This window comes from Mesorhizobium temperatum, assembly GCF_002284575.1.
GTDB lineage: Bacteria > Pseudomonadota > Alphaproteobacteria > Rhizobiales > Rhizobiaceae > Mesorhizobium > Mesorhizobium temperatum.
In genome coordinates this window covers 114,550-132,229 of sequence record NZ_NPKJ01000075.1, presented here as the reverse complement: position 1 = coordinate 132,229, position 17,680 = coordinate 114,550, and the positions used below count along the sequence as shown (strand labels likewise).

At 61.7% G+C, this 17,680-nt stretch carries 17 protein-coding genes; 5 read left to right on the top strand and 12 right to left on the bottom strand.

Translation table 11 applies throughout. The features are described 5' to 3' along the window. Positions 1-25: 25 nt before the first annotated feature. Together CIT26_RS32470 and CIT26_RS32465 are read right to left on the bottom strand one after the other, a co-directional pair. A complete protein-coding gene (locus CIT26_RS32470; protein ID WP_095496542.1) occupies positions 26-619 on the bottom strand; it encodes a DJ-1/PfpI family protein in 594 nt (197 codons plus the stop codon). A gap of 180 nt (positions 620-799) precedes the next feature. After that, positions 800-1,501, bottom strand: a complete 702-nt coding sequence (locus CIT26_RS32465; RefSeq protein ID WP_095496362.1) for a GntR family transcriptional regulator — start codon at positions 1,499-1,501, stop codon at positions 800-802. Positions 1,502-1,640: 139 nt separating this feature from the next. Here CIT26_RS32465 and CIT26_RS32460 point away from each other — a divergent pair, with 139 nt between their 5' ends. The 3 genes from CIT26_RS32460 to CIT26_RS32450 are packed head-to-tail and all read left to right on the top strand — an operon-like array spanning position 1,641 to position 5,209. Next, a complete protein-coding gene (locus CIT26_RS32460) occupies positions 1,641-2,867 on the top strand; it encodes an iron-containing alcohol dehydrogenase (protein ID WP_095496361.1) in 1,227 nt (408 codons plus the stop codon). A gap of 18 nt (positions 2,868-2,885) precedes the next feature. After that, a complete protein-coding gene (locus tag CIT26_RS32455; protein WP_095496360.1) occupies positions 2,886-4,373 on the top strand; it encodes an NAD-dependent succinate-semialdehyde dehydrogenase in 1,488 nt (495 codons plus the stop codon). An 11-nt stretch (positions 4,374-4,384) separates the two neighbouring features. Next, positions 4,385-5,209, top strand: a complete 825-nt coding sequence (locus CIT26_RS32450; RefSeq protein WP_095496359.1) for an alpha/beta hydrolase — start codon at positions 4,385-4,387, stop codon at positions 5,207-5,209. A 122-nt stretch (positions 5,210-5,331) separates the two neighbouring features. Here CIT26_RS32450 and CIT26_RS32445 read toward each other — a convergent pair whose 3' ends face one another. The 5 genes from CIT26_RS32445 to CIT26_RS32425 form a co-directional block, all read right to left on the bottom strand. After that, the gene (locus tag CIT26_RS32445; RefSeq protein ID WP_095496358.1) at positions 5,332-6,411 is read right to left on the bottom strand and encodes an ABC transporter ATP-binding protein; all 1,080 of its coding nucleotides are present in this window, start codon (positions 6,409-6,411) and stop codon (positions 5,332-5,334) included. Between the two features lie 10 nt (positions 6,412-6,421). Continuing rightward, positions 6,422-7,267 (bottom strand): carbohydrate ABC transporter permease, encoded by an 846-nt coding sequence (locus tag CIT26_RS32440; protein WP_095496357.1) that lies wholly within the window; start codon positions 7,265-7,267, stop codon positions 6,422-6,424. Positions 7,268-7,271: 4 nt separating this feature from the next. Next, a complete protein-coding gene (locus tag CIT26_RS32435) occupies positions 7,272-8,192 on the bottom strand; it encodes a carbohydrate ABC transporter permease (protein ID WP_095496356.1) in 921 nt (306 codons plus the stop codon). 75 nt (positions 8,193-8,267) lie between these two features. After that, the gene (locus CIT26_RS32430) at positions 8,268-9,506 is read right to left on the bottom strand and encodes an ABC transporter substrate-binding protein (RefSeq protein WP_095496355.1); all 1,239 of its coding nucleotides are present in this window, start codon (positions 9,504-9,506) and stop codon (positions 8,268-8,270) included. 109 nt (positions 9,507-9,615) lie between these two features. Continuing rightward, the gene (locus CIT26_RS32425; RefSeq protein ID WP_095496354.1) at positions 9,616-10,302 is read right to left on the bottom strand and encodes a GntR family transcriptional regulator; all 687 of its coding nucleotides are present in this window, start codon (positions 10,300-10,302) and stop codon (positions 9,616-9,618) included. A 79-nt stretch (positions 10,303-10,381) separates the two neighbouring features. Here CIT26_RS32425 and CIT26_RS32420 point away from each other — a divergent pair, with 79 nt between their 5' ends. Next, positions 10,382-11,521 (top strand): mandelate racemase/muconate lactonizing enzyme family protein, encoded by a 1,140-nt coding sequence (locus CIT26_RS32420; RefSeq protein ID WP_095496353.1) that lies wholly within the window; start codon positions 10,382-10,384, stop codon positions 11,519-11,521. Between the two features lie 94 nt (positions 11,522-11,615). Here CIT26_RS32420 and CIT26_RS32415 read toward each other — a convergent pair whose 3' ends face one another. The 5 genes from CIT26_RS32415 to CIT26_RS32395 form a co-directional block, all read right to left on the bottom strand. Beyond that, entirely contained in the window at positions 11,616-12,425 is an 810-nt protein-coding gene (locus tag CIT26_RS32415) for a formylmethanofuran dehydrogenase subunit C (protein WP_095496352.1), read from the bottom strand. Beyond that, positions 12,422-13,330 carry a formylmethanofuran--tetrahydromethanopterin N-formyltransferase gene (gene fhcD / locus CIT26_RS32410; RefSeq protein ID WP_095496351.1) on the bottom strand — a complete coding sequence of 303 codons (909 nt, stop codon included), beginning with the start codon at positions 13,328-13,330 and terminating at the stop codon, positions 12,422-12,424. Before fhcD ends, CIT26_RS32415 begins: the two co-directional genes overlap by 4 nt. Further along, positions 13,318-14,949: a formylmethanofuran dehydrogenase subunit A gene (locus CIT26_RS32405; protein ID WP_095496350.1), complete on the bottom strand. Its 1,632-nt coding sequence runs from the start codon at positions 14,947-14,949 to the stop codon at positions 13,318-13,320. Before CIT26_RS32405 ends, fhcD begins: the two co-directional genes overlap by 13 nt. Next, positions 14,943-16,034: a molybdopterin-binding domain-containing protein gene (locus CIT26_RS32400; protein ID WP_095496349.1), complete on the bottom strand. Its 1,092-nt coding sequence runs from the start codon at positions 16,032-16,034 to the stop codon at positions 14,943-14,945. The genes CIT26_RS32405 and CIT26_RS32400 overlap by 7 nt, the downstream gene beginning before the upstream one ends. 118 nt (positions 16,035-16,152) lie before the next feature. Next, positions 16,153-16,533, bottom strand: a complete 381-nt coding sequence (locus tag CIT26_RS32395; protein ID WP_095496348.1) for a 4a-hydroxytetrahydrobiopterin dehydratase — start codon at positions 16,531-16,533, stop codon at positions 16,153-16,155. Between the two features lie 159 nt (positions 16,534-16,692). On the opposite strand from CIT26_RS32395, the gene CIT26_RS32390 reads away from it, so the two are divergent. After that, the gene (locus CIT26_RS32390; RefSeq protein ID WP_095496347.1) at positions 16,693-17,661 is read left to right on the top strand and encodes a beta-ribofuranosylaminobenzene 5'-phosphate synthase family protein; all 969 of its coding nucleotides are present in this window, start codon (positions 16,693-16,695) and stop codon (positions 17,659-17,661) included. Positions 17,662-17,680: the final 19 nt, after the last annotated feature.

The following is a 17,680-nucleotide window of genomic DNA, read 5'->3' as shown; positions in this document are numbered from 1 at the left end:
CCGGCAGCTGGTCGGAACAATTGACTCAGTTGTGGCGGATTTCCGTTCCCAGCACCTTCAGGCACTCGCGGATGAACGCGGCTAGTGCGGTCCAGCCCTTTGCCGAGACCATCGTTCCGTCGACATAGGCCTCGGTCGGCGACAGGTCGACATAGGTTCCACCGGCGAGGGTCACTTCCGGCTCGCAGGCGGCCAGCGCACCGACTTTCTTGCCACGCACGACGCCGTCGACCGCGATCAGGATCTGGACGCCATGGCAGATTGTAAAGATCGGCTTCTTGTTTTCGTGGAAATGGCGGACCATCGCCTGCACGCGCTTATCCGTGCGGATGTACTCGGGGCCACGACCGCCCGCGCAGTATACGGCATGATACTGGTCGAGCTGTCTTTCCGCCTCCGAAAAGGTCTTGTTCAGCAAAGCATAGTGGCCGGGTTTTTCGGTGTAGGTCTGGTCACCTTCGAAATCGTGAAGCGACGTCTTGATCAGGTCGCCAGCGTTCTTGTCAGGACAGACAACGTGGACGATGTGGCCGACCGCCTCCATCGCCTGCTGATAGACGAAGATCTCGTATTCTTCGGTAAACTCACCGGTCAACATCAGTATTTTCTTGCCTGGCATGGTCGGTTCCTCGTTTTGTCGATGGAAGGGTTTCGTGAATGGAAGGCGGGTGGGCATTGCGATCGCCCGGCAGCGCGGGTCTCAGAAAATGGGATCCGCCCCCCGGCGTTTGCTTGCCTGATCAACGGTGCGTTCAGCTTGACGGCGCCGCTCCCGACGGTGACGAACATCGTGACAGCCTCAATCGAACGCCGGCAACAAACGATCACGGGAATGCTCGATATGACGGCGCATCGCCTGTTCCGCCGCAGCGGGGTCGGAGGCGGCGAAGGCGGCCAGGATGGCCTGATGCTCGTCGAGCGCCTCCTCGGTGACGCGCGAATGGAACATCAGGCGGAAGATGTGAAAGTGCGTATGCTGGAACGCGAGGGTCTCGCGCACGAGATCATTGTCTGCAAATTCCATGATCCGGTCGTGGAAAATGGCGTCCTGCCGCGCGAAGTTGGAGTAACGCAGGCGTTCATCCTTGCCTTCGCGGCGCGCCATGCCCCCTGCCGACTCCTCAAGCACCGCAAGTTTCGTCTCATCCATCAACGCGGCTGCTTTGGCCGCCGCATGCGGCTCGAGCAGCAGGCGAAGCTCATAGAGTTCGTCAAATCGGCGCCTGGTTATCTGCGGCGCGGCGCGGTAGCCGATCAAATGTGTCTTCAGCACAAGGCCTTCGCCTTCGAGGCGGCCAAGCGCTTCACGGATCGGCGTGTGCGATACGTCGAGCTCCTTGACCAGGCTGTCGACGGTGATCCGTGAGCCAGGCGCGATCTTCAGCGACATGAGTTGCGCGAAGATCGCTTCATAGACGTCCTCCACCAGGCTGGTGGATCGCTGGATGCGTCCGCTGGCGGGGTCGGCTTCTCGGGCATTGCTTGCGTTCGTGACCTGCATCTTTGCCTCTTGACACGATCACTGGCTAACACGATGCTGCGTTCAATACAATCCTATATCCTATACGATTTAATAGAGGATATTTTCTTAGGGCTCAACGAATTTTCGCTTTCCAACCATCATCGAGGGACGCAAGACCATGAGCCTTTTCGCTGCAATAAGGCTGCCGCGTGAAATCCTCTTCGGCAAGGGCCAGCGCCATGCCATTGCAACCGTTGCGGCCAGGCTCGGCCGTCGCGCTCTCGTCTGCACGGACGAGCGCTTTGCCGCAACTGTCGCCTTCGCAGAGATCATCGCAGCGCTCGAGGGCGCATCGATCGCTGTGCTGGTGCACGACCGTGTGCAGCCCGATGTTCCGCGCGACACGGTTGCCGTCTGCGTCGAGGAGGCGCGGGATTTTGCGCCCGACATAGCGATCGGCATCGGCGGCGGCAGTTGTCTCGACATGGCCAAATGCGCCGCGTTGCTCATCAGTCACGGCGGCCTGCTCCAGGACTACTATGGCGAGTTCAAGGTGCCCGGTCCGACGCTGCCGCTGATCGCGGTGCCAACGACAGCTGGCACCGGCTCGGAAGTGACCCCTGTCGCGGTGATTTCCGATCCGGCTCGCATCATGAAGGTAGGCATCTCCAGCCCCCATCTGATCGCGGCAGCCGCCATCTGCGACCCGGAACTGACGATGACATGTCCCCCGGGGCTGACGGCGATAGCCGGCGCAGACGCGCTGACCCATGCGGTCGAGGCTTTTACCGCCGCCAGGCGCGGCACTGACCCCGGCCTGCCGCAACAGCACGTGTTCATCGGCAAGAGCGCGCTGACCGATCATTTTGCGCTGCTCGCGATCAAGCTGCTTGGCCGCAGTCTCGAGAAGGCCTACCGCGACCCCGCCGACGAGGACGCTCGCGCCGATGTGATGATGGGCGCGCTTGCAGCCGGCTGCGCGTTCGGCACGGCCGGAACGGCGGCGGCGCACGCGGTGCAATATCCGGTCGGCGCGCTTACCCACACCGCTCACGGGCTGGGTGTCGCCACTATGCTGCCGTATGTCATGAAGTACAACCGGGCCGCCGCGGCCGCCGAGATGACCGAGATCGGCCTTGCCCTTGGTCTCGACGGGAGGGACCGCAGCACCGCTGAGATGGCCGACGCGACGATCGACGAGGTCGGCCGGCTGTTTGCAGCGATCGGGATCACGCCTACGCTGGCCAGGCTCGGGCTTCCCGCCGACAAGCTCGAATGGACGGCCGAACAGGCGCTCGCCATCGACCGTCTCATCAAGAACAATCCGCGTCCATTCGATCTGGCCGCCATGCGGGGCCTGATCCAGGCCGCCTATGATGGCGACCTCGCCGCCTCTGTCATGTGAGCAATCGAGGATCAGGCCATGAACATATCTCATCAGCTGCTGGAGGACGATCAGGACACTGCCGGCTTCCATAGATTCTCCCACGGCTTGTATATTGGCGGCCAATGGCGGCAATCCGTCGACGGCAGGGAAATCCAGGTCGTCGACCCTTCCACCGAGGCGGTGATCGCTGCGGTTCCCGATGCGACGATCGAAGATGCCGCGGCCGCCGTCGAGGCTGCGGCCAAGGCCGCCGATGGCTGGCGCACAACGGCGCCCCGCAAGCGTTCCGAAATCCTCAGACGTTGCTTCGAACTGATGACGCAACGTTGCGAGACACTGGCCACCCTTATCTCGCTGGAAAACGGCAAGGCACTGCGGGACGCGCGTGGCGAGATCGCCTATGCTGCGGAATTCTTTCGCTGGAATGCCGAGGAAGCCGTTCGCATCACCGGAGAATTCGGAATGGCGCCTTCCGGCACCAACCGGATCGTCGTCGACTACGAGCCGATCGGCATCTGCGTCCTTGTCACACCCTGGAACTTTCCTGCCGCCATGGCGACGCGCAAGATCGCGCCCGCCCTGGCTGCCGGGTGCACGGTGATTTTGAAGCCAGCCAGCGAGACCCCGCTCACCGCCTACGCGCTTGCCGCCCTTTATGAGGAAGCGGGTGTCCCACCGGGGGTTGTCAACGTTCTGACAACCTCCAATCCCGGCCTGGTGACGGCCGCGATGCTGGCCGATCCGCGGGTGCGCAAACTCTCCTTTACCGGCTCGACCAGCGTCGGGCGCGTTCTGCTGGCCGAGGCCGCAAAGCACGTGGTTTCGTGTTCGATGGAACTTGGCGGCAACGCGCCATTCCTTGTGTTCGATGACGCGGATCTCGACGCGGCGGTCGATGGGGCGATGGTGGCGAAGATGCGCAACGCCGGCGAGGCCTGCACGGCTGCAAACCGCATCTATGTCCAGTCCGGCGTCTACAATGCGTTTTGCGAAAGCCTCGCCAGGCGGATGTCGGCACTCAAGATCGGCGCCGGCACGGACGCGGCCACGGAGTGCGGGCCGATGATCACCAGGAAGGCAGTCGACAAGATCGACCGTCTGGTCAACGATGCCGTCGTCCGTGGCGCGCGGGTGCTGTGCGGAGGCAAGGCAGGCTCGGGAACGGGATACTACTATCCGCCGACCGTGCTGTGCGACGTCCCGGCCGAGGCGGAGATGGCGCATGAGGAAATTTTTGGGCCGGTGGCGCCGATCTCGAGATTCGAAACGGAAGCCGAAATCATCGCGCGCGCCAACGACACCGAATACGGTCTTGCCGCCTACATCTACACGCGCGATCTTGCGCGTGGAATGCGGGTGGCATCCAGGATCGAAGCCGGGATGGTCGCGCTCAACCGCGGCTTGATGTCCGATCCGGCAGCACCGTTCGGCGGGGTCAAGCAGAGCGGCCTCGGCCGCGAGGGCGGCCAGCATCACGGCATTGCCGAGTTCATGGAGGCGAAATACCTCGCCATCAGCATCTGAGCGGAGGAAGAGTGCAAAGCGATCCGTTCCGCATCCGCGACCATGTCGCCGATTTCGATCAACTCGTCCAGGACATCGTTCACCGCAGCGAGGCCGTCCGCGCAACCATCCCGATGACTGCGGACGTCGCCTATGGGCCGGATCATACCGAAACCATCGACCTGTTCTTTCCCCCGGGCAAAACAAGTGGCCTGCCGGTGCACATGTTTATCCATGGCGGCTACTGGAGGATGTTCTCCAAGCGCGACTTTTCATACGTCGCGACGACGATTACCCAGGCCGGTGCGATTGCCGTCATCGTCGACTATGCGCTGATGCCCAAGGTCAGGATGGCGACGATCGTCGACCAGGTGCGCCGCGCCAAGCAGTGGGTTCTGGCCCATATCGCCGACCATGGCGGAGACCCGGCAAACCTGACCGTCAGCGGCCATTCGGCCGGAGCACATCTTTCAACGTTCCTGTTCAACAGCGAGCATACCCCTTCGAACGTGCGGACAGCTCTTCTGCTCGGCGGGCTCTACGATTTGAAACCGCTCCAGAACTCCTTTCTCGCTAACGAGATTGGAATTACCGATGAGGAAGTCGCCATGTTTACACCTCTTGCCTATCGGCATGATCCTCAAACCAAGGCGACGGTTCTGGTCGGAGCCAACGAGACGCCGCCTTTCCATCAGCAAGCAGATCGATTCAAAGAGCACCTGCTGCAGCAGGGTTCGCCGGTAACGTCGCTTGTTCTCACGAACCGCAACCACATGGACAGTGTCAGAGATCTCGGCGTGCCTGAGAGCCAGGCGGGGGATTGCCTGACGAAACTGATTGCCAAAGACAGCCGCTAACCCTCCCCGCAGACATGCCGGCCATGGCGGCTTAACCGCAATGCCGTCTGCATCCACTCGGGTACGGGCGAGTCTCCAGGAGAACATCCCGGAACCTGAGCCATTCCGTATGAACTCCTGGGTTAAATATCGATGCGCTGCTCGGTGTCCGGATCGAACAGGTTGATGCTCACCGGATCGACGGTAAGGAAGATTGCCTCGTTTCGTTGGCCGGCAAACCTCGGCGGTACGCGCGCCGTGACCGAGCGTTCGCCAACCTGCACTGTCACCATGGTTTCGGGCCCAGTAGGCTCCACCACATCGATCATCCCCGTGACCGAAGCTTGATCGCGCGCAGCCACCTTCAGTTCCTCAGGCCGTATGCCGAGGACCACTGGACGCTCGGAGACTTCCGCCGGATTGCTGGCCAGCATCGCCATCGATACCCCGCTCGCTTCGAAACGGACACAATCTGCGTTCCGGACCAACCGTCCAGGAAGGAAGTTCATTGCCGGAGATCCGATGAAACTTGCCACGAACATGTTGGCGGGCCGTTCATAGATAGTGCGCGGATCGGCCAATTGCTGGATGTAGCCGCCCTTCATCACGGCCACCTTAGTGCCCAGCGTCATCGCCTCGATCTGATCATGCGTGACATAGACGATGCTCGTGCCGAGACGCTCGTGCAGGCGCTTGATCTCCGTGCGCATTTCCACACGAAGCTTGGCATCGAGATTGGATAGCGGCTCGTCGAAGAGGAACAGCTCTGGGTCGCGCACGATCGCTCGACCCATCGCAACGCGCTGCCGCTGTCCGCCCGACAGGTTCGCGGGGCGCCGGTCGAGCAAATGAGAGATCTGCAGCAGTCGCGCCGCATCTTCGACGGCGCGCTTGCGTTTGTCGGCGTCCACGCCCCGCCTTTCCAGCCCGAAGCCGATGTTTCTCGCGACCGACATGGTCGGGTAAAGCGCGTAGGATTGGAACACCATCGCGATATTGCGGTCCTTGGGTGCAAGGTCCACGACCGAGCGTCCGCCGATCAGGATATCACCGCCGGACGTGTCGTCGAGGCCGGCAATCATGTTGAGCAAGGTCGACTTGCCGCATCCGGACGGCCCGAGCAGAACCAGGAAGCCCCCGTCCTCGAGCTCGATGTCGACGCCGTGAAGAACCTGCACGGAGCCGTAAGCCTTGCGCACGTCCTTGATGGAAAGTGTCGCCATGTAAGCACTCCTAACCTTTGACGGCGCCTGCGGTCAGCCCCTGAACCATGGTTCGCTGGACGATGGCGAAGAGAACGATGACCGGGACGATGCTGAGGATGCCGCCTGCGGCCAGAACGCCCCAAGGAAGCTGAAACTCGCCGACCATCAGCTGCAGGCCCACGGGCCACGTGCGAGACCCCTGCCCCGTCGTGAGCATCAGGGCGAACAGGAACTCGTTCCAAGCAGCGATTGCGATGAACACGGAACTTGCTACCAGGCCGTTGCGCGCGAGCGGCACGACGATACGGATCATGGCGCCAAGCCTTGTCGAACCGTCGATGCGTGCCGCACTCTCGAGTTCCTTAGGTGCTGAATCGAAGAAGCCTTTGAGCATCCAGACGAACAGCGGCAGCAGAAAACTCGTATAGGCAAGCGCGAGGCCGAAACGGCTGTCCACGAGCCCCACGCCACGCATCACGACATAAAGGGGAATGATCATCATGACCGCTGGAAACATGCGAACGACAAGATAGCCGAGCATGAGCTGGTCTCGGCCGCGAAATGCGAAGCGCGAAAATGCATAGGCAGCCAACGTACCTGTGACGACGCAGATCGTCACCGTCAGTAAGGTGACGACGAGGCTGTTGCCGATAAGCAGGGGGAAGCCGGACTGCGTCCAGATCGCGACATAATTGTCGAAGGTGATGCGGCTCGGCATGTACTGCATCGTCTGGGTGACGATGTCGGCCTCATATTTTATAGATGTCAGGAACATCCAGATCATCGGGCCGATGCAGAATATCGAGAGGCTCACAAGCACGATGTAGGTGGCGATGTTCGCAATCATCCGTCGGTGACGCTTGCTTTCGATCATCGTTCTACTCCTTGGTAATCCTAGACATGCGGATATATGCGACCGCAAAGATCATCAGGATGACGAACATCACCACCGACAGGGCGGATGCGTAGCCGAAGTTGAATTCCTTGTAGGCGGTCTGGAAGGCGTACAGCGACAACACCTGCGTGGCATCTCCTGGTCCGCCACCGGTGAGAATGAGGAGCAGATCCGGCGAATTGACCAGACTGATGACGCGCAGGATCACAGCCGCCGCGATGACAGTCTTGAGCATCGGCAGGGTGATCAGCCTGAGCTGCGCAGCCACGCCCGCGCCATCCACCGCAGCTGCCTTATAAAGGTCCTCGGGAATAGACTTCAGACCCGCAAGCAGCAGTAGCGCGAAGAATGGAAAACCATGCCAGGCCTCGACCAGAATGGTTGCGGCCAGGGCAGCGTTGGGGTCCGCAAACCATGCCTTGTATGTCTGCAGGACGCCCACGCGCACCAGAATGTCGTTGATAACCCCAAGCCGCGGATCGAGCAGCAGAGCCCACATATGACCCGCTACGACATTGGGAAGAAAATAGGGAAGCAGGATGAGCACGGCGAAGATCTTCGTGCCCGGCAGATCCCTGTTGAGCGCTGTCGCGGTGAGAAGGCCAAGCGCCAGCTCCAGCACGACCGCGGCGGTGACCCACACCACCGTGTTCTTCAGCGCGATCCAGAAGACCGGGTCGGACCACATCGCCGCATAGTGTTTGAAGCCGACCCAGCCATCGAGCCCGGGACGCGTCAGACGCATCTCGCGAAAGCTGATGGCCATGCCGTAAAGGGTCGGATAAGCGATCACAAGAAGGATGAGGACGAGGCTCGGAAGGAGCAGCAAATACATCCAGTATCGGGTCTCGGACAATTCGCCGAGAGCCCGGAAAGGCAGGTATCTGCTCGCGCTTGAAGTCATGGATCTCCGGCGCGAAAGCACCGTCCCTTTGCGTGATAGGCGCGACTGCGCGCCCGAGCGCCGTACCGGAATATGTCAGCGGAGGGAGGCCTCGAGCCCTTGGACCATACGGTCCACGGCCTGTTCCGGTGTCGACTGACCCGTCAGCACCGACTGGAAAGCGGGATTGACGACATTCTCGGACCAGCCCGCAGCGCCGACGAAATTGTTCGGCAGCCGCCCGAACTTGAGCGTTTCCACCGCCGCACCGTAGATTGGATTCCCGGTGATCCGCTGATCCTGCAACGCAGCGGTGGAGGCCGGAAAATAACCGGTCCCCTCGAGCAGGGCTATGGCGGCGTCCGTCTGGCCCCAGAAACTCACCCACTGCCAGGCAGCCTCGATATTGTCTTCCTTCATGATGCCGTTGCCGGCGTAGGCGACGCGAGCGATATGCGCCTTCGGACCAGCCGGCATGGGTGCGGTCGAAAACTGTTCGCCCTGCTTCATCGCGCCGGAGATTTCGTTCAGCGAACCGGTATGATGCCACAGCATTGCCGTCTGTCCGGTGCGGAACGCCTCCATGATCTGGCGGTAGCTGTCGTTTGGCGCGCTCGGCGGCACGACCTTTTCCTTCAGGAAGAGATCGGAATAGAACGTCACCGCCTCGATCGCCGCGGCCCTATCGATGGCTGGCTGCCCGTCCTTGACGATCGGCGAACCGAACGCCTCCATGACGTCGATGGCATACTTGAACCCGCCGGCGCCGGCGCGCATGCCAAAGGCATACCTGCCCTTCGAAGGATCGGTCAGCTTGCGGCATGCCTCCAGGAATTCATCGAAGTTCTTGGGTGGCCCTGCCAGTCCAGCTTCCTCGAAATAGTCGGTGCGGTAGTACATCCAGTCGACGAAGGCGAAGGCGGGAACGGCATAGATCGCGCCGTCACTGGAAAGCCCGGTCCAGCGGTTGTCGGGAAAGTTGGTCTTGCCGGCCCAGCCGTTCACGCGGTCGGTAAGGTCAATCAACCCCTCCATCGCGGTAAGGTCGGCGAATCGCTCGGCGATCACCATGGCGGTATCCGGACGCCCGCCAGCCAGCACCGCCGAAGAAACCTTCGCCATGTATTCCGAATTCGGGATGTTTTCCTGCGTCACCGCCACATCCGCATTCGCCGCTTGAAACAACCCGATGATTTTGAGCAGGCTGGCCATTTCCGACTGGCTGGTAAAATGATGCCAGTAGCTGATGGCACTCGCGGCCCGGGCACGGCGGACGTTCCCCGCCATCGCAAGGGCCGCGGAGCCGATGAGAAACTGCCTCTTGTTCAGCTGCATGCGATCTCCTCCAAGACATCAGATAAGCACACTGATCGATCAGTTGGAGTTAACATCATTTCTCGATCCGCGCAACCGCGCCTGAGGGCAAGTGGCGCGACTTGGCCTGTCAGACGAGACCCAGGTTGCGCTGCATGGCCGCTTGGAAATGCGCCAGCAACATTGCTTCAGCGCTGTCGGCATTCCTGGTGCTGCAAGCCTCGAGGATATCGAGATGCTCCTTGAGTGTCCGGATCATGATAGGCGAGGTGAGCTTGCTGTCGAGACGTAACAGACGCAGATAGTTGTGCATGCGCCGATAGGTGCTATCGATCAGCGGATTGCGCAGCGCGCCGATGATTGCGCCGTGAAGTTCCCTCTCCAGCGCATCCATCTCCTCCAGTTGCTCCTTCCCGACACCTTCTCGCTCCACGCGCCGAATTAGGCGGGAATGCCGCATCTCCAGGGCATTCATGACGGATTCATCCCCTTGCTCGGCAAAGGCGCGTATTGCCGAACGCTCTATGATGGAGCGGAATTGGTAGGTGGCGCGCGTAAGCTCCATGCCGGGTCTTACGACCTGGATTCCGGAGCGCGGGTGGATGGTCAGAATTCCCTCCGCTTCGAGCACGCGCAGAGCGTCGCGAAGCGGAGCGACGGGCACGTCGACGATCGCGGACAGCTCGTTCTGCGAGATGAAAGCCCCGACCGGCACGCGCCTGTCGAACAAGCCTTCCAGGATTCGTTCATAGGCAACATCGCTCTTACGGATGGCCGCCACCGGGGTATGCGAGACGGATTTTGCTTTGCCCGCCACTTGCGGCACCTCCGTTGGTTCGATACTAAGGCATCTGATAGATCAGTAAGCGATATTAGACGATCAAAAGGTCGTTGTGATGAGCCTTTCGAATTTTCGTATAACCCGATTTCAGTTCGCCCGCGACCGGGTAATCGGAGACAGTCAGGTTCGAGCGGACGATGTCAACATTGCCGCGCTGGAACTCGTATCGGAAAGTGGCGAGGTGGGACTGGGCTTCATCCAGACGCTCTTCAATCCCCTGCCCGACCAGACGGAGATCGAGGCCGTTTTCGAGAACGAGGTTTGGCCGGCGCTGAAAGGGCACAAGGCGATCGCGCTGGTTCACCGTGTGAACCGCCCGCGCGGCGGCAACCAGCGGGCTTACTCCCTGCCTTTTCAGGACGCTGTTCAGGTGGCGCTTTGGGACCTTGCGGCAAAGGAAGCTGGCCTGCCCCTTCATGTCATGCTTGGCAGTCGCCGCAACCGCGTGGGAGCATACGCCAGCGGCCTCGATTTCCACCTCGACGATGAGGCCTTCGTCTCCTTGTTCTCCCACGCAGCGTCGCTCGGCTACTCCGCCTTTAAGATCAAGGTCGGCCATCCGGATTTCGACCGCGATCTGCGGCGTCTGGAGCTGTTGAAGACCTGCGTGCCGGCAGGATCGAAAATCATGATCGATCCGAACGAGGCGTGGACCTCGAAGGAAGCGCTGATGAAATTGGTGGCGATCCGCGGTGCCGGCCACGATCTTCTCTGGGTCGAGGATCCGATCCTGCGGCACGACTACGAAGGGTTGAGAACGCTCAGGCATGCAGTGACATGGACCCAGATCAACAGCGGCGAGTATCTGGATCTGCAGGGCAAACGGCTTCTTCTCGAAGCTCACGCAGCCGATATCCTGAATGTCCACGGCCAGGTAACGGATGTCATGCGTATCGGCTGGCTGGCCGCCGAACTCGGAATCCCGGTCAGCATAGGCAACACTTTCCTGGAGGTTGGCGTGCATATGGCAGTCGCGCTTCCGGAGGTCGAATGGCTGGAATACTCATTCCAGAACTTCGATCATCTCGTGGATCAGCCCGTCGAAATCCGCGACGGGTACGCCTATGCGCCCGACCGACCTGGCCATGGACTGGTGCTCTCCGAAAAAGCGCGCGCCGAATGGACGAGACCAAAGCGTCTGGCACGCTCGGAACTGGGTGCCGCGCCCGAAAACCCGCGTCTTCCCAGAAAGTAAGCAGAAATAAATGAGCGAAGTCCTGTGTGGCAGGACGGAGCCGATCACGATGAGCAATCGATCATATCGGCCGCGCTTGTATGGCTGCAGGACCTCAGCGAGGGAAAAGAACCTCACCCATTCCAAGCACCGCGTTGTCACCGCCATATTTCTGCGGCGCGATGCCCAGAAGCGGCCGTTTCAAAATACCCTCGGCGATCAGATGGCGATCGATGACGGCGGCGAAAACGCTTTCCGGCGCACCGCATTCGACGAAACTCGGCGACAGACTTTTCGGCGCGCGATCGAGAAGGATCGAACCGCGACGCATCAGATAGCCAGGCATCTCGCCGGTGCCGCCGGCCACCACCAGCGTGCCGGCGATCATGCGGCTGCCGGCATTGTCGGCTGAGCCTTTCAGCACCGCGATCAGGCCGCGCCGCATGCGGTCGGCGGCAAAAGCGCCCGCTTTGCCCCTGACGATCAGCACGCCGCCATTCATGCCGGCCAGTTCCCCGGCGAGCGGCGCACCAAGGTGTTCACCGGCGTTGCCTGTTATTTCAAGCCTGCCGCCGCGCATGCCGGAGCCGGCGTGCGGGCCTGCATTGCCTTCGATCGTGAGCGTGCCGCCGCGCATGGCGCGCCCGGCCTGGGCGCCAGCATTACCGACGACGCGAACCGAACCGCCCCGCATGCCTTCCGCCACGCGGTCGAGGCGCGTGCTTCCACCTTCGAACACGATGTCCAGCGGATCGTTGCCGGCGACGCGAAAGATATCGCCGACCTTCGATCCATGCTTCGACATGCCGATCTGGATTTTTTCGATGTCGCGCCTTTCGATCCCGGCAAGCCGCTCCGGCGTCAGCGGCGACAGGTCAAGGCGCTCGGGCGGCTCGGCGACAAGGGTGAAGGTCAGCGCTTTCACGGCAGCATATCCTTCAACGAATAGATGAACTTGCCGAGCTTGCCGCCGTAATTGCCGGCGCTTATGCGAACCGCGCCTCGCTTCGGCCCAAGCTCGATGACGGTCTTAATGCCGGCCTTCATCGCGGCGGCAACGGCATCGTTGGTCTCGCCATCGATGACGATTTCCAGGACGGCGTTGATGTCGGAACCGAGCTCACTCCTGACAACACCGCGCAGTGTCGGCGCGTAGGCTTCGTTGGCCGAGGCGATCATGCCCTTGTATTTACCTCCGATCTTGGAACCCGAACGGGCGATGCCGCCCGGAAACGGCACGATCGCGCCCGGCACCAGGCCTATCGCGGCAACCGCGGCCTCGGCGGCAACCAAGGCCTTGGCGCTGCTTTCAGCCATGACGAAGAAATTGCCGCCGCCGACGGCAGCCTTCGTCAGCCCGGTCGTCGCTTCGCACAGGAATTCGCCATCCATGACGGGAACGCGCCAAAAATGCCTGCCGCCGATTTTCTTGGAGATCTGCCAGCCGTCGCCAAAATAACGCAGCGCCGAACCGAGCTTCAACTCGGCGCTGCCCTCCAGTCCGGCAAAGCAGGCGGAACCCGGCGAGGTCAAGACACACTGGCCGACGCGATTGAGCAGCTGCTTCTGCAGTTCATCTGTTCCCATCGCAAAGATCATCACGCGGCAGCCGGGCCGGCCATCCGGTGTGGCCGATGGCGGCAGTTCGACATCGATTGCCGCTTCGCAGCCGCAGCCGATCACCGAGGTGGCAAAGCCAGTCATGGTGATCGCCGCCTGGCGGGCCCATTTCCGGTTCGGGGCGGTGATGACGATGGCGGTCGCACGCATGCCGAAGGCCTCGGCAAAGGTATCGTCGATCGTTATGCCATTTACGCTCACGTTCGGCATGCCACCTCGCCGAATGGCTGTTCGCGCGCGATCGCGGAATCCGGGAAATTGAACCAGTCCAGCGACAGGCCGTAGCGCTGCTGGTGATAGTCTTCCAGGCGCCGCACCATCGCCTTGTCCGGCGACGGATTGAGCCTGAGCGCCTTGCCCCAGCGGTAATGGGTAATTTCTCCGTCCTGCACGACGAGATCGCCATCCTTGAAGACGTACGCCGCCTGCCCCAGCATTTTCGCTATGTTCCCGTCCCTGCGGTAGACAGCGATATCGGCGATAGCGCCGGCGCCGAGATGGCCCCGGTCTGTCAGCCCAAGCAGCTTGGCTGGGGACGCGCGCGTCATGACGGCGATTTCCTCGAACGTGTATTCGCGGTCGATTGCGGCCAGGGTGGAGAGCGCCATGGCGGACTTTGGAAGTCGGGCAATCATTTCGGTGCGCGCTTCCCGGCTCATCAGCAGCTCGAACAGGGCCGGATAGGCGGTAAAGGGCGCGCCGTTGGGATGATCGGTGGTGAAGAAGACACGCCAGGGATCGTCGATCAGGAGAAAAAGCTCGAGCCCGATCGCCCACTGCATCGCGCCATAGAAATCCTTGCCATAGCTATAAGGCACGATGCCGCCGCCATTGCCGTCGCCGTCATGAATGACGGATTTCTTCGGCTGCGCACTGCCACGCGCCGAAAACTGCCGCATGACGTCGGAGGAGACGGTGACCGTTTGGCCGAACATCACCTGGCCGATATCGATGGTGACTTCCGGCGTCGCATTGACCAGTTCGGCAAGACGCGCCGCGGCCGACGAAAACTTGCGCTTGCCTTCCGTGCCGTAGCCGTAGAACTGGAGATGGGCGAGGTGCAGCGGCAATCCTTCCGCCGCCGCGATCGTCGCGGCCGCCGTGTCCGCCGATCCGGGGCTGCCCAGATTGTTGCAATGGACATGCAGAGGATGCGGGACGCCAAGGCTGTCGACGGCCGCCTGTAGCGTCTTGACGATCTTGCGCGAGCTGACGCCATAGGAAGGCACGACATCGTCCAGCGAGAAGGTGCGGACGTTTTCCTTGAAGGCGGCCGCCGCACCGGCGTTGATCACCTTGACCCCAAGCGCCCGCGTCGAGGCGACCGTCCATGCAACATAGTCCTCGATCATTTGAGAGGAGGCGTCGTCGCGGATCATCGACAGCAGGAAATCGTCGTTGCCGAGAATGGCGAGCGTCGCCTTGTCGATGATCGGGATGTCGGCCAGTTCGAGATGGGTGTGAAGTGCGGCTCCCGGCGACATCGCCGGTTCGACGACCGTGGTGAAACCCATCTTGGCGTAGAGACAGCCGGTCTGGAAGGTCGACCAGCCGGCATTGGAAAGCGGCGTCGTCACCGGCCGCTCCTGATGCGCGGCATGCTGCTCGGGCAAGAGCAGCCGTGCGGTATTCACGTTGCCGCCGCCGATGTGGGAATGGATGTCGATGGCGCCCGCCATGACTATGCAGCCGGCAGCGTCGATGGTCCGGTCGGCAGCGCCACCCACCGGCGCCGCAATGATCTTGTCGTCCCTGATCCAGAGGTCGCCTTTGCCGACACGGCCGTTGACGGGATCGATGATGTCGCCGCCGGCTATTTTCGTCAGCATGGCAACGCGGCCTCGGCGGAGACATGACTGGCGACCAGGCGGATAACAGTCGCAGCGGAGGGCAGTTCGGACGCCGCTCGCGCATCGATCGACCGCAGCGAACCGGTGCGGCTGGAATAGACCACCGCCTCGTGATCGACGCCCGCTTCGCCAATGGCGATGGTGACCGCGGCACCCGCGATTGGCTCCTCCGTTTTCGCCAGCGCAATCAGCGCCATGCGGTTCTTTTTCTTCTGCGGCTGGACAATTGAGGAAGATATCCGCAGGTGCAGGTCGGCTTCGCCGTCAGCGATCATGCGCGCGACATCGTAACGCCAGGGGTCGAATTCCGGGACGCCACGCGCAAAGCCGGTGCGCAGCGGAAAACCCGTCATCCAGGTCGAGGCGAGCGCGCTACCCCATCCGTTTTCGCTTGCCGGCAGATGAAGGCCGGATGCGCGTGATTTGCGGTTGAGATCAGTGATCAGTCCTTGCAGCATCTCAAGCGCCAGCCCTTCGGTTGCGTCGCCTGAAAACAGGAAGACGGGAAAATGCGCCGCCTCCAGGGCTTTGGTGAAATCGTCGAAATTCGACACCGGCTGCGATGTCTGGCGCCCCTTCCACTGCGCCCTCAGAGCCGCCAGCGTCGCGCCGAGGCTTGCCTCGCCGCAGGACAGGAGCGTCGCCGTCCGCCCGTTGTTCAACGGCGGCGCCGACGCCCCGTTCGACCCGACCAGAAAGATCTCGCGTTGGTTCTTGGCTGAGAGATCGGGAACCGTGGCTGAGAGTTCGCTGACAAATTGATGGTGGATCTGCGGGAGTTCGCCGACAATCACCACGACATCGGCGCGCCGGCGCGCCTCGCCGGGCGCGACGGTCATCGCGCCTTTGTCGGTAAAAAGCGCCGTCTCCCGGGAAACTGCCGCGCTATCGGCATGATCGTATGCCGCGCCAACCCGCTCAGCCAGCGCGATCGCCGCCCTGGTGCCGTGTATATCCGTATCCAGGCTGAAAACCGGGCACCGGCTTGACCCCAACAGCGCGGCGGCATGTGCGGCCGCGCGCTCGACCAGCGTTTCCCGGTTGCCGATCCAAGCAACCGCCATTCACTACGCCACTTTCTGGTGCCGGCCCGATCCTAGACGAAACTGGAATGGCCGTGAACCCCGCCAGCGAGCAGATTAGCGAATGTTTTCTTAAGCCATCAACAAATTCCGACCGCGCTTAATCATATTTGATGTAAGCGAAGCGCTGATCGGTCGGCGGAGTGCCTTCCAGCGCGCCGCCTTCCCTGGCCGGCTGCCACTGGACGACCTCTTCGATCTTTTTGGCCAGCTCGAAGTCTTTATCGGTTATGCCCTTGGCTGCATGGTTCATCAGGCGCACCTCGACCCAGGCATAGGACGCCGTGATATCGGGATGGTGCCACGCCGCCTCGGCGAGATGGCCGACCGTATTGATGACCATCAGTGTCGATTTCCAGCTGTGGGTCTTGTATTTGCGCCGGATCCAGCCGTTCTCGTAATGCCATTTCGGCAGCTCCTTCTCGAGCCTGTCGGCAATCTCGGCTTCCGAATAGACCTTTTCCTTAGCTGTCTCGTTCATCTCGACCTCCGCGACTTGCCCGGTCCGTTTCGCGCCGGGGCCAAAAACAGATAAAACGAATGCACTCTCTGCGGCTTGCCCCTTCGACGAAAACAGCTATCATGGTGACGGGCACCTAAACTTCCATGATGCGTCTATGATGCACCCATCGGGGGGTAGATGTCGAATTCTGTTACCATACGAGTGCCCGCCCGCCTGCATCTTGGCTTCCTCGATCTCAATGGCGATACTGGACGTCGCTTTGGCAGCGTTGGGCTTCCATTGATCGAACCCGAAACCGTCGTCACCCTGTCGCGGTCCGGCGAGACGATCGTCGAAGGCCCCAAGAGCCGGCGCGCTGGCGAGCATTTGTCGACGCTCTGCAGGCATCTCGGAATTCGCGGCCAGCACCGTCTGGTGGTCGAACAGTCGATCCCGAGCCATGCCGGCCTGGGCTCCGGCACGCAGATCGCCCTTGCCGTCGCCTCGGCGCTGCGCACGCTCCACAAATTGCCTCTCGATATCGGCGGCGACGCGACCCTGCTCGATCGCGGCGGACGATCCGGCATCGGCATCGCCAGTTTCGAAAGCGGTGGTGTCATAGTCGATGCGGGCAAGGACGACAGCGGCAGGCCGCCGCCGGTCGTGGCGCGACTGCCGTTTCCGGAAGAGTGGCGCGTCATCCTGATCCTCGATCATGGCGGCCATGGACTGCATGGCGATGCCGAGATCGCGGCGTTTCGTTCGCTGCCGCCCTTCCCGGCGTCAGGCAGCGGCGAGATCTGCCGGCGGGTGCTGATGGGCATTATGCCGGCTCTGGTCGAACACGACCTTCCAGCCTTCGGCGCCGCCGTCGCCGCGATCCAGATGCTGATCGGCACCCATTTCGCCCCCGCGCAAGGCGGCGTGTTCACCTCTAAGCGGGTCGAGAGGGTGGCACACGGTCTCAATGAAGCGGGCGCTGTCGGCATCGGCCAGAGTTCGTGGGGACCAACAGGGTTTGCCTTCGCCCCATCGCAGGACGCCGCAGTCAGCTTCGTCAGCGCGGTTCAGCAGACAGTTGAAGACGGCATCAAGATCAGGATCGTCAAGGGCAGGAATTCCGGCGCGAAGATCAGTTCGACCAAACTTGATCTCGTCGGCAGCTGACGGCTGGGCAACACGATCA